This is a genomic window from Micropruina sp., from assembly GCF_047606665.1.
In the GTDB taxonomy this organism is placed as follows: domain Bacteria; phylum Actinomycetota; class Actinomycetes; order Propionibacteriales; family Propionibacteriaceae; genus Micropruina.
Genome location: NZ_JASGEF010000055.1, coordinates 1 through 11,072, shown reverse-complemented (window position 1 = coordinate 11,072; position 11,072 = coordinate 1). Strand labels below are relative to the sequence as shown.

The window sequence follows — 11,072 nt, the reverse complement described above, 5'->3', positions numbered from 1 at the left end:
CCGCCCCCACTCCCGCCCGGCCCCCCGGGGAATCACCCCCGGGCCCGCCTGCCGTCTCGGCGTGCTGCTCAGCGGAAGAAGGCGAACAACGCGACGCCGATCACGATGATCGTGATGAAGACCAGCGCGATCAGCGTGCCGATGATGCCGAGCACGTAGCCGGTGGTCAGTGCGCCGGAGCGACGATAGCGACCCGGTTGGAGGCGCATGTCGCGGCGGGCCTTGGCGCCGAGGTACCAGGCGACCGGGCTGAGGAACGGGAAGGCGACGAACAGTGTGACGATGCCGAGGACGCCCAGCACCAGGGCGCTGATGGCATTGGGATGTTCGGCGGGCTCGTGGTAGGGCATCCGCTGGTCGAAGGCGTAGGCGGTGTCGGGCGACAGATAGTGGGGCTGGGAAGCCGGCGTGCCGAACTGCTGCGGTGGTGACCAGCCAGTGGGCTCAGTCGGGTCGTTCGGCTGTGACCAGGGCGAATACTGCTGGTTTCTCATGGGTGCCCTCCTGAATCCCTCCCAGAATAGGAGGTTGCCGACCTCCTATAGCCGGTAGCCGCCGTCCGTCGTCCTGATCAGGCCGTCCGCAAGCAACGAACGCAGCGCGCGGGCGGCCTGTTCGGCGTCCGGCCAGCCGTCGGTGAGCTGGTCGGCGGAAAGCGTCTCGCCGGGCTCGCGGACGCGGAGCCGGTGCAGCACGTGGCCGCGGGCGGCGCGGTCGGTACCGGCGTAGAGCTGCCGTCGGCGGGGTGGGCCGGGCGGACGTCCAGCGGCGAGCCAGCGGCACTCGGCCCGAACCGGGCAACCGGTGCATTCCGGATTGCTGGCCCGGCACAGCTGGGCGCCCAACTCCATGGCCGCCACCGACCAGCGGGCAGCCGACCGTTCGTCCGGCAGCCAGGCCTCGGCCCGAATCCGCTCCGCGGGCGTGGGAGATCCGTCGGGAGTGTCCTGGCCGCCGTCCAGCCGGGCCAGTACGCGCCGGACGTTGACGTCCAGCACCACCTGGCGGGCACCGAAGGCGAAGCTGGCGATCGCGGCGGCGGTGTAGTCGCCCACCCCCGGCAGCGCCCGCAAGGCGTCCGGATCGCTGGGGACCTCGCCGCCGTGCCGCTCGACGATGACGACGGCGGCCGCATGCAGCCGCTGGGCTCGCCGCGGATAGCCCAGCCGTCCCCAGGCTCGGATCGCCTCGCCGACCGGTTCGCCGGCCAGCGCGGAGGGCGTCGGCCACCGCGCCAGCCACTCCCGCCACGGCGTCAGGACGCGGGCGACCGGGGTCTGCTGCAGCATGAACTCGCTGACCATGATCGCCCAGGGGGAGGCGTCCGGTGCCCGCCAAGGCAGGTTGCGGGCGTTCCGGTCGTACCACGCGATGATCGTCGCGGCCAGGCGTCCGGTGTCCATCGGGGCAGTGGTCTCCATCGGGAGCCACTGTATTCGCGTCCGGCGTGGGCTCCCGCCGCTTCGGGGCGCCTCTGCCTACCCTTGGCGGCATGAGGGAAGTGCTGACAGGCAAGGGGCCGCAGCCGCCTGCCGTGTACTGGATTCGGCGTGGTTTGGTCCTCCTGTTGGCCGTGATCGTCGTCGGCGTGGTGGTCTGGGCTGTCCTGCCCAAGGGCGAGCCGACCGCAGGAGTGCCGGCGACCAGCGGGACGCCGACCGCCGAGTCGCCCGCGCCCACCCCGACGACGACCAGCACCGATCCGTCCACAGGCCCGACCGAGCCTGCGGCACCCACCGGCTGCGAGGCGATCGGCGTCCAGTTGGAGGTGAAGGGCTTCAAGAGTGTGAAGTCGGGCAGCAACCAGACCTTCAGCGTCACTGCCGAGAACAACACCAAGTCGCCCTGCGTGATGGAGATCACCAAGGACACCTTCGTGCTGCGGGTCGCATCTGGCAGCGACCGCGTGTTCACCACCGCTCATTGCGACAAGTGGCTGCCCGAGGTGAAGACCGAGACGTTGCAGGCCGGCGCCGCAGTCGAATTCAAGGTCGAGTGGGCCACCTTCCGCTCGGCCGCCGGCTGCAAGCAGGCCAAGTCCGTTCTCGGCGCCGGCACCTACATCGCCACCGCCGTCTACAAGGAGAGCGCGACGGCCCGGTCGGTGTTCCAGCTGACCAGGGCCTGATCGCAGCGAAGGCTCAGTTCAAGCGCTCGGAATACGCCGATTCGGCGAGCCGGATCAGCCCCTCGCGGACGGTCCGGGCGATCCGATAGTCGACGCCGTCCACTCCGAGCAGGTCGGCGGTGCTGGCCCCGAACAGTCCTTGCAGGCTGCCGAAATGGTTGACCAGGGCGTCCGCGACCGAGGCGGGCAGGCGTCCGATCTGGGCGAGCTGGCGATGCCCCAACGGCGAGAGCCGGCGGCCCACGTCGTCGCCAAGCCCGCAGGCCTGGGCGATCAATGCCGGATGGGCTAGGTCGTCGGTGTCCAGCTCGGCGAGCCGGGCGAGGCGAAGGCCGACCTTCTCGCCGCAGTAATCCCGTTCCAGGCCGGTGGCCAGTTCGTCCAGGCCGGCGACCAGCTCTTGCAGCTGCAGCCGGACCAGCCGGCCGTCGGTGCCCAACTCGATGGTGTAGCCGTTCACCTCGTTCTGCAGCCGACGCACCATCTCGAGGCGTTGGGCGATCACCGCGACATCGCGGACGGTCGCGGTGTCCTGCACCTCGGCGGCCGACAGCCGGGCGGTGGCTTCGGCGAGCCGCTCCTGGTAGCGCGACAGGGTGGCCAAGGCCTGATTGGCGCGGGCCAACAGCTGCTCGGGACGTTGTACCGTCCACCGGGTGTCGTCGACGAACAACGAGATCGTCGACATGGACGCCGACACGGTCACCGTCGGCACCCCGATCTGCCGGGCCACCCGGTCGGCGGTGCGGTGCCGGGTGCCGGTCTCGGTGGTCTCGACCGCGGCGTCCGGCATCAGATGGACGCCGGCGAACAGAATGCGGTCGAGGGCGTCGTTGAGGATGATGGCGCCGTCCATCTTCGCCAGTTCGCGCAGTGCCGTGGCCGAGAACGGCACGTCGATGGCGAAGCCGCCGGTGCTCAACGCCTGGAGCCGGGCGTTGTTGCCCAGGGTCACCAGGGCGCCGGTGCGTCCGTGCACGATCCGGTCGAGACCATCGCGGACCGCGGTGCCGGGCGCGATGAGTCCCAGGGCGCGATTGAGCCGAGTCGACGGGACGCTCACAGATGAACCTCAGGATTTCTTTAGGAAGGCTATCTCGGCAGTCTACGGCGCAAGCCTGTGGCCGAGGCGCCAACCGGTGTCAGCCCTCGGCGAGTCGCAGGTGCGGACCGTCGGGGTTGCGGCGCTTCGGTGGTCGCAATCCGAGCAAGTCGACCGCGGCCTCGACGGTCGCCACCTCGACGATGCGCATTCCGGGCAGCTGGAGGCCGGTACCGGGCGGCACCAGCGCCAGTGTGAAGCCGAGCCGTTTGGCTTCGGCCAGCCGCCGGTCGAGCCCGGCCACCCGACGCAACTCGCCGGACAACCCGACCTCGCCCAGCGAGATCAACGGACGGTGGAAGGTCAGCTCGGCAGCTGCCGACGCCACCGCGAGCGCGACCGCCAGGTCGGCCGCCGGGTCGACCAGCCGGGCGCCGCCGACGGTGGAGACGTAGGCCTCCTTGTTGTGCAGCCGGACCCGCGCTTTACGTTCCAGGACCGCGAGGATCACCGACACCCGGCCCGAGTCGAGCCCGTGGGTGACCCGCCGGGGAGTCTGCGCCGCCGACACCGCGACCAGCGCCTGCACCTCGCCGAGCAGCGGACGCCGCCCCTCCAGAGTCACGGTCAGTGCGGTTCCCGGCACCGGCTCGGCGCGGGTCGACGCGAACAGCCGGCTCGGGTCGGCAACCTCGCGGATGCCGTCTTCGGTCATCTCGAAGCAGCCCACCTCGTCGGCAGGCCCGAACCGGTTCTTGGACGCCCGCACCAGCCGCAGCCCGCTGTGCCGATCGCCCTCGAACGAGAGCACGACATCGACCAGGTGTTCCAGCAGCCGCGGCCCGGCGACGGTGCCGTCTTTGGTGACGTGGCCGACCAGCAGCACCGGCAGCCGACGCCGTTTGGCGACCCGGACCAGCGCATTGGTCACCTCGCGCACCTGTGCCACGCCACCGGTCACGCCGTCGCTGCCGCTGACGGTGACCGCCTGCACCGAGTCGAGCACCAGCAGCTCGGGCGCGGATTGTTCGATGTGGGCGAGGATGGCGCCCAGGTCGGTCTCGGCGGCGAGGTAGAGCTCGTCGGCCAGGGCGCCGATCCGGCCGGCGCGCAGCCGCACCTGGGCTGCCGATTCTTCCGCGGAGACATAGAGCGTGCGGCGTCCGCTCGCCGCCCACCGGCTGGCGACATCGAGCAGCAATGTCGATTTGCCCACTCCCGGTTCACCGGCGAGCAGGACGACGGCGCCGGCCACCAGGCCTTGGCCGAGCACCCGGTCTAGCTCGGCGACCCCAGTCGCGACGGACGCCGCCTCGGCGAGCGGGACGTCGCGGATCGGCCGCGCCGGACCGGTCGGGTTGCCACGGACGGCGCCGGCGACGTCCGCGGTGGGGGTGTGGGGTGCCATCGACCCCCAGCTCTGGCATTGCGTGCAGCGCCCGACCCAGCGGGCGCTGGTCCAGCCGCATTCAGAGCAACGGTGGGCGGTGGTGTTCTTGGCCATGCATCGCAGGCTAGAGGGCGCCACCGACAGTTTTCGCGGCCAAGCCCTCGGCCGCCGTCATCACGGGCGAAGAACCCTCCGTCATCCCGGCACCTTCCGCCATCCCGGCGAACGCCGGATCTCCGCGCACCGAGCCGCTCGGCAGCGAGATCCGGGGACGAACCCTCCGTCATCCCGGCGAACGCCGGGATCTCCGCGCACTCGGCGACTCGGCGGCGAGATCCCGAGGCAGGCCTTGGGACGGGCCTTAGATGCGGACCGGGCCGTTGCTGGTGTTGAAAGTGGCGGCGTCCAGGCCGGGTTGCCCGTTGGGCGAAGTGAAGCGGATGTTGACGCCGTCGAAGTTGCCGTCGACCTCCGCACCGATCCAGTCCTCGACCCGCTCTTCGTTGCCCGAGATCTCCAATTCGACCAGTTGAAGCTCGCCGCCCAGCGCCCGCGGCAGGACGGACTCGTCGCTGGTCCATCTGATGAAATACGGCAACTGCGGATCGGACATCAGTCCGCGAACCCCGATCTGCTTCCATTCGAGCAGCCGACCGTCCGGAAAATGCCGCGATCCGGTGACCGATTGGCGTCCGAGGCGCTGTTCGTAAGGGCTCAGATCGGCGACCGAGACGACCCAGCCCAGCCAGCCGCCGCCCATTTCGGAGCGGGCCCGGACGGCCTGCCCGAATGGCGCCTTCTCGGCTGCCGGATGCTCCAGTACCTCAACGACTTCGATGTACCGGTCGTCGGCGAGCGGAAGAATCCGGTTCCGGGTGCCGAAGCGGGGATGGAATCCGCCATCGCGGAATTTGGCGCCGAGCAGTTCCCCGAGCCGGTCGGCCTCAGCCTTGAGACCTGCCGGACCTGCTGCGAACGTCAGGTGATCGACATGCATGGAGACATTGTCACCATGAGATGCCGCTCACGCGAAATCGGCGCCTGGCGTGGCCTCGGGACGTCACGCAAACGTCACGATGATGAAATTTTGACCGGTCAACTACCGTCTGTCGCCAGCGCCGGGAGCCGCTGTGGCGGAGGCCTATGATGACCGGTGTGAGTGGGTTCAGGGCCGAGTCGAAGGTTGCGCTGTCGACCTCGTCGGTCTACCCGGAGAACACCGCGGCCGGTTTCGAGATCGCGTCCCTGCTCGGCTACGACGGCGTCGAGGTGATGGTCGGCATCGATCCGCTCGCCGCCGATGTGGACGCCGTGCAGCGGCTTCGCGACTACCACCGGATTCCGGTGCTGGCGATTCACGCGCCCTGCCTGCTGGTCACCCAACGGGTGTGGGGCAGCGACCCGTGGGTGAAGCTGGAGCGTGCCACTGAGGCGGCCAACCAGCTGGGCGCCGATGTGGTGGTGGTGCATCCGCCGTTCCGCTGGCAGCGCAGTTACGCCACCCGGTTCGTCGAGGGCGTGCGTGAACTCGCCGCCGCGAGCGGCGTCACGATCGCGGTGGAGAACATGTATCCGTGGCGGGCGCCCGGCGGTGGCGACTTCCAGGCCTACCGGCCGAGTTGGGACCCCACCGATCTCGACTACGACCACCTCACCCTCGATCTCTCCCACGCCGCGACCGCCCGGCAGAACTCGCTCGACCTGGTCCGGCGCTGGGAGGACCGGCTGGCGCACGTTCACCTCACCGACGGCAACGGGTCGGCCAAGGACCAGCATCTGCTGCCCGGACGCGGCACCCAGCGTGCAGACGCCGTCCTCGCCGAACTGGCCGGACGCGGCTACCGCGGCCACGTGGTGCTCGAGGTGAACACCAACGACCTCGACCGCCGCGGCCGCGAAGAGGCGCTGGCGAGTGCCCTGCTGTTCGCCCGCAAGCATCTGGGTCAACTCGACGAGGACGCCGCGTGAGGGGTCCGGGGCGAGAGGCGCTGCTGGTTCTGGGTGTCTCGCTAGGGCAGTCGGCGGTGTATTCGGTGCTGTCGATCGCCGAGAAGCTGACCCGCGCCGTCCCGATCGGTCAGCAGACCACCCAGATCAACACCAGCGTGACGCCCGACCGGCCCTGGCTGGACCTGTCGTACCAGCTGGCCGGCATCGTCTTTCCCCTGGTGCCGGCCCTGTTGGCGCTCTACCTGCTGCGGCTGTCCGGCGATCGCGAGCGGATCGGCTTCGACCTGAGGAGTCCATGGCGGGACGCCGGCTGGGGCTTCGTGATCGCCGCAGGCATCGGCGTACCGGGGCTCGGGCTGTATCTGGCGGCGCGAGCGGCGGGGTTGAACACCACCGTGCAGCCCGCGAACCTGGCCGAGAACTGGTGGACCATCCCGGTGCTGATCGGGCTGGCGATCATGAACGGCGTTCTGGAAGAGGTGGTGATCGTCGGCTTCTGGTACACCCGGATGCGCCAGGCCGGTTGGGGCGTCCCGGCCGTGCTCATCGTCGGCGCGCTGATCCGTGGCTCGTACCACCTGTACCAGGGCTTCGGTGGCTTCGTCGGCAACCTGGTGATGGGCCTGGTGTTCGGGTGGATCTACCACCGCTACGGACGGGTCGCGCCGCTGGTTGCCGCGCACGCGATCCTCGACATCGCCGCCTTCGTCGGCTACGCCCTGCTGGCGCCCTACCTGACCTGGCTGTAGTAGCAGTGCTGCGGCGTACATTATGGAGAATGACGCGTAGCTCGGTCGGTGCGGAAGGCGAGCAGCTGGAAGCTGCTCGTCGGAAGGCGGACGAGATTCTGGCGGCCTTCGACAGCGTCCTGATCGATTGCACAGGTTCGATCAACGCTTGGCGCCACGGCGGCGGGCGTGATCTATCGCGGCTTGTCGAGGAGGCGCGCTCGCACTGAACCGAGCGCTCTTGACTCAACCGTTGACGGCGTCGGCGATCGCTGACGCTGCTTGGGCGGGCGTGAGGTGGGTGCTGTCGATGACTTCGGCCTCGCTACTCAACCAGGTCCGGAAGGCCTCGGCGTAGGGAGTGACATAGCTGAAGCGGAACTCGGAGGGTCCCAGCACGGTGTCGCCGGCGATGCGTTGGCGCAGGGTGTCCGAGTCGGCGTGCAGAAGGAAGTGCCGCACGCGAATGCCGTAGTGGTGGAGGCCTTCGCTGATCTCTCGCCAGTACGGCTCGACCAGCACGGTCATCGGCATCACCAGCGTGCCGCCGGTGTACTCGAGGATGCGGCGGGCCGTTTCGACCACCAGTGGCCGCCAGGGCGGCCAGTGCTGGAAGTTGTCCGTCACGGGTAACCCGGGCCGGATGTCCATCAGAGTCTCACCCACCTTCTCGGCGTCGAAGACTCGTGAGTTGGGGAGCAGTGGCTGGAGGAGTGCCGCGGTCGTCGTCTTCCCGACGCCGTGGGTGCCGTTCAGCCACACGATCACGGGCCGATGCTAGTTGGCCTGCGACGCGGCGATAGGGTGAATCCCATGCATGTGGGTGTATTCGGTGCCACGGGCACCGTCGGCAATGTGATGCGTTCGTTGCTGGTCGAGCGGGACTTCCCGGTCAGCTCGATCCGGTTCTTCTCCTCGGCCCGGTCGGCCGGGCGGACGCTCGACTTCAAGGGCACCCCGATCACCGTCGAGGACACCGCGACCGCCGATTTCACCGGACTGGACATCGCGCTGATGTCGGCCGGCGCCACCATGTCGCGCGAGTACGCCCCGAAGGTCGTCGCCGCCGGTGCCCTGGTGGTCGACAACTCGTCGGCCTGGCGCAAGGATCCGGACGTCCCGCTGGTGGTCAGCGAGGTCAACCCCGAAGATGCGGTCAATCCGCCGAAGGGCATCATCGCCAACCCGAACTGCACCACGATGGCGGCGATGCCGGTGCTCAAGCCGCTGCACGACGCCGCCGGGCTGCAGCGGCTGATCGTGGCCACCTATCAGGCGGTGTCCGGCTCCGGTGTGGCCGGCATCAACGCGTTGCTGTCACAGAGCCGGGGGATCGCCGATCCGTCCGGTTTCGCCCTGGACGGCGGCATCGACGGGAGCGGCGACCCCGCGCCCTACCTGGCGCCGATCGCCTACAACGTCGTCCCGGTCGCCGGCTCGATCGTGGACGACGGCAGCGACGAGACCGACGAGGAGCAGAAGCTCCGCAACGAGTCCCGCAAGATCCTGCACATCCCCGACCTGGCGGTGGCCGGCACGTGCGTGCGGGTGCCGGTGTTCTCCGGGCATTCGCTGGTGATCCACGCCGAGTTCGCCGAGGAGCTGAGCCCGCAGCGGGCCCGCGGGATCCTGGCCACCGCGCCGGGTGTCGCGCTGGCCGACGTCCCGACGCCGCGGTTGGCGGCCGGGAAGGACCCGTCCTTCGTGGGCCGGATCCGCACCGACCAGTCGGTTCCCGACGAGCGCGGCCTGGTGCTGTTCGTGAGCAGCGACAACCTGCGCAAGGGTGCGGCGCTGAACGCCGTCCAAGTCGCCGAGTTGCTGGTGGCTGCGCGATGACCCGGCTGGCGGTGATCGGCGCCGGCGTGATGGGCGAGGCGCTGGTCAATGGCCTATTGCGCGCCACCTGGTCGGCCGACGACATCGTGGTGGCCGACCGCCGCGACTTCCGGCGCGCCGAGATGACCGCCGCGCACGGCGTCCGGGCTACCGGGAACGCCGAGGCGGCGGCCGAGGCCGACACCGTGATTCTGGTGGTGAAGCCCCAGGACGTCGGTGCCGTCCTGCCCGAGATCGCACCGGCGATGCGTCCCGCGACGCTGGTCGTGTCGCTGTGCGCCGGGGTGACCACCGCCCAGTTGGAGAGCCACCTGCCCGAGGGCACCGCGGTGGTCCGGGTGATGCCGAACACCCCGGCCCTGGTCGGTGAGGGGATGGCCGCGGTGTCGGCCGGCTCCAGCGCGTCCGAGGCCGATGTCGCGCACGCCATGGAACTGATGTGCGCGCTGGGCAAGGCGATCACCGTGCCGGAGGCCTACCAGGACGCCGTCACCGCGATCTCCGGCTCCGGCCCGGCCTACCTGTTCTTCGTGGTCGAAGCGATGATCGACGCCGGCGTGCTGCTCGGCCTGCCCCGGGACATCTCCGCCACCCTGGTGAAGCAGACCGTGTTCGGTTCGGCGAAGCTGCTGGTCGAATCCGGGCAGCACCCGACCGTGCTGCGCGAGCAGGTCACCTCGCCCGGCGGCACCACCGCTGCCGCGCTCCGGCAGCTCGAGGACCACAAGGTGAAAGCCGCGTTCCTCACCGCCATGGAGGCCGCCCGGGACCGCAGCCGGGCGCTGGCCGGCTGAACCGGGCCGGTTGCATCGGGTTCCGGTTTTCCGCTGCGCGGGTCCCGCGGTCGGCCACATCGTAGACATGTCTAGACATTGGCCAGGTAGTATCGACGCGTGAAGACGATCACCGTTGGCCAGTAGCGTCAGAACCCGTCAGCGATGATCGCCGACGTCGAGGCAGGCGAGGTGTACGAGTTGACGAAGCACCAACGGCCGGTCGCGTACATCGTGCCGGCGGCATCGTCGGTAGCGATCACCCCCCGTCGCGCAACGGGTCCGGCGCGCACTCGAAGGCTCTCCCGGCACCCGTTGCGGTCAGCCGCATCCATCGAAGAATTGCTTGCCGACGACCGTGATGACCGGTGAAGGGGTACTACCTCGACACATCTGTCGCTGTGCGGATCCTGTTGGGCCACTCGCCGTAGGCGGCCGAGTGGTTCGACCGGGTCACCGATGACATCGACTGCTCGGTCCTCTCGTCGCGTCTTCTTCGTACCGAGTTGACCAGGGTCCTCCGCAGAGAAGGCCTGCTGGTCCAGCGCCGTGAGGAGATCCTGTGGACTACCTCGACACTGTCGGAGCCGACCATGCGGTGCTTCAGGAGGCCGAGGCGATCATCCCGCACATTCGGTACCCCCGATGCGATTCACCTGGCCTCAGCTCTCCGATGCGGAGTCCCTGATCTGACGATCGTCACTCACGATCGAGTGATGAGGTCGGTGGCTGAACAGCTTGGTTTCGCTGTGCTCAATCCGGTCGAAGAGCCATAGACAGTTGATCCGAGCGGCGGGTGCGCTCTTCAGATGATCGCCTGCATTCGGGCTCATCGCCTGCGTTGCTACGCAGGCGATGTGTCGTAGTGCGGGCGATGTGTCTTTGGGTTCTACTTCTTGATCTTGCCGGTCTTCTTGGATGTCTTGGTCAGGCTGGTGTAGCCGTCCTTCTTGCCGGTGACCTTGACGGTGATCTTCTTGTTCTTGTCGGCCTTGGCCAGGGTGTAGGTGGCTGTGGTGGCGGCCTTGATCTTCTTGCCGTTGCGGTACCACTGGTACGCCAGCATGGTGTCGGATGGTGTCCAGGTTCCTGGGTTGGCTGTGAGGGTCTGGCCGACCTTGGTGGTTCCGGTGATCGTCGGTGCGGGTGCGCTGAGCTTGCCGGTCGTCACCTTCTTGGTGGCCTTCGAGGTCTTCGAGACGGTCGTGTAGCCGGGTTTGGT

The 11,072-nt window shown here is 68.9% G+C and carries 13 protein-coding genes and 1 pseudogene; 7 read left to right on the top strand and 7 right to left on the bottom strand.

Annotated features, from left to right (window positions below; all coding sequences use genetic code 11):
* Positions 1-68: 68 nt before the first annotated feature.
* Both QM619_RS13310 and QM619_RS13305 read right to left on the bottom strand, forming a co-directional pair.
* On the bottom strand, positions 69-494 hold the full coding sequence (locus QM619_RS13310) for a DUF4190 domain-containing protein (RefSeq protein ID WP_415109473.1): 426 nt from the start codon (positions 492-494) through the stop codon (positions 69-71).
* Positions 495-539: 45 nt separating this feature from the next.
* Entirely contained in the window at positions 540-1,421 is an 882-nt protein-coding gene (locus QM619_RS13305) for an A/G-specific adenine glycosylase (RefSeq protein WP_415109470.1), read from the bottom strand.
* 71 nt (positions 1,422-1,492) lie between these two features.
* Here QM619_RS13305 and QM619_RS13300 point away from each other — a divergent pair, with 71 nt between their 5' ends.
* A complete protein-coding gene (locus QM619_RS13300) occupies positions 1,493-2,128 on the top strand; it encodes a hypothetical protein (protein WP_415109467.1) in 636 nt (211 codons plus the stop codon).
* Between the two features lie 13 nt (positions 2,129-2,141).
* On the opposite strand, the gene disA is transcribed toward QM619_RS13300, so the two are convergent.
* From disA to QM619_RS13285, 3 genes are all read right to left on the bottom strand, one after another.
* Complete coding sequence (disA, locus tag QM619_RS13295) at positions 2,142-3,191, bottom strand: DNA integrity scanning diadenylate cyclase DisA (protein WP_415109464.1); 1,050 nt, start codon at positions 3,189-3,191, stop codon at positions 2,142-2,144.
* A 79-nt stretch (positions 3,192-3,270) separates the two neighbouring features.
* A complete protein-coding gene (gene radA, locus QM619_RS13290) occupies positions 3,271-4,674 on the bottom strand; it encodes a DNA repair protein RadA (protein ID WP_415109461.1) in 1,404 nt (467 codons plus the stop codon).
* A gap of 247 nt (positions 4,675-4,921) precedes the next feature.
* The gene (locus QM619_RS13285; protein WP_415109453.1) at positions 4,922-5,557 is read right to left on the bottom strand and encodes a VOC family protein; all 636 of its coding nucleotides are present in this window, start codon (positions 5,555-5,557) and stop codon (positions 4,922-4,924) included.
* Between the two features lie 158 nt (positions 5,558-5,715).
* Between QM619_RS13285 and QM619_RS13280 the strand changes: the two genes are divergently transcribed.
* The 3 genes from QM619_RS13280 to QM619_RS13270 are packed head-to-tail and all read left to right on the top strand — an operon-like array spanning position 5,716 to position 7,468.
* Positions 5,716-6,528, top strand: a complete 813-nt coding sequence (locus QM619_RS13280) for a sugar phosphate isomerase/epimerase family protein (protein WP_415109450.1) — start codon at positions 5,716-5,718, stop codon at positions 6,526-6,528.
* Positions 6,525-7,259, top strand: coding sequence for a CPBP family intramembrane glutamic endopeptidase (locus QM619_RS13275; protein WP_415109447.1), 735 nt, complete (start codon positions 6,525-6,527; stop codon positions 7,257-7,259). Before QM619_RS13280 ends, QM619_RS13275 begins: the two co-directional genes overlap by 4 nt.
* A 29-nt stretch (positions 7,260-7,288) precedes the next feature.
* The gene (locus QM619_RS13270) at positions 7,289-7,468 is read left to right on the top strand and encodes a hypothetical protein (RefSeq protein WP_415109445.1); all 180 of its coding nucleotides are present in this window, start codon (positions 7,289-7,291) and stop codon (positions 7,466-7,468) included.
* A gap of 16 nt (positions 7,469-7,484) precedes the next feature.
* Here QM619_RS13270 and QM619_RS13265 read toward each other — a convergent pair whose 3' ends face one another.
* Complete coding sequence (locus QM619_RS13265) at positions 7,485-8,006, bottom strand: ATP-binding protein (protein ID WP_415109442.1); 522 nt, start codon at positions 8,004-8,006, stop codon at positions 7,485-7,487.
* A 36-nt stretch (positions 8,007-8,042) separates the two neighbouring features.
* Between QM619_RS13265 and QM619_RS13260 the strand changes: the two genes are divergently transcribed.
* The 3 genes and pseudogenes from QM619_RS13260 to QM619_RS13250 form a co-directional block, all read left to right on the top strand.
* Positions 8,043-9,077, top strand: a complete 1,035-nt coding sequence (locus QM619_RS13260; protein ID WP_415109439.1) for an aspartate-semialdehyde dehydrogenase — start codon at positions 8,043-8,045, stop codon at positions 9,075-9,077.
* Positions 9,074-9,871, top strand: a complete 798-nt coding sequence (gene proC, locus QM619_RS13255; protein ID WP_415109436.1) for a pyrroline-5-carboxylate reductase — start codon at positions 9,074-9,076, stop codon at positions 9,869-9,871. Before QM619_RS13260 ends, proC begins: the two co-directional genes overlap by 4 nt.
* A 138-nt stretch (positions 9,872-10,009) precedes the next feature.
* Positions 10,010-10,222: pseudogene (locus QM619_RS13250) on the top strand (hypothetical protein); the annotation flags it as partial.
* A gap of 517 nt (positions 10,223-10,739) precedes the next feature.
* On the opposite strand, the gene QM619_RS13245 reads toward QM619_RS13250, so the two are convergent.
* On the bottom strand, positions 10,740-11,072 hold a 333-nt coding region (locus tag QM619_RS13245; protein ID WP_415109433.1), incomplete at its 5' end, for a hypothetical protein.

Coding starts and splice junctions, on each gene's coding strand:
- QM619_RS13310 (WP_415109473.1), bottom strand. CDS start 494: ATGAGAAACCAGCAGTATTCGCCCTGGTCACAGCCGAACGACCCGACT.
- QM619_RS13305 (WP_415109470.1), bottom strand. CDS start 1,421: ATGGAGACCACTGCCCCGATGGACACCGGACGCCTGGCCGCGACGATC.
- QM619_RS13300 (WP_415109467.1), top strand. CDS start 1,493: ATGAGGGAAGTGCTGACAGGCAAGGGGCCGCAGCCGCCTGCCGTGTAC.
- radA (WP_415109461.1), bottom strand. CDS start 4,674: ATGGCCAAGAACACCACCGCCCACCGTTGCTCTGAATGCGGCTGGACC.
- QM619_RS13285 (WP_415109453.1), bottom strand. CDS start 5,557: ATGCATGTCGATCACCTGACGTTCGCAGCAGGTCCGGCAGGTCTCAAG.
- QM619_RS13270 (WP_415109445.1), top strand. CDS start 7,289: ATGACGCGTAGCTCGGTCGGTGCGGAAGGCGAGCAGCTGGAAGCTGCT.
- proC (WP_415109436.1), top strand. CDS start 9,074: ATGACCCGGCTGGCGGTGATCGGCGCCGGCGTGATGGGCGAGGCGCTG.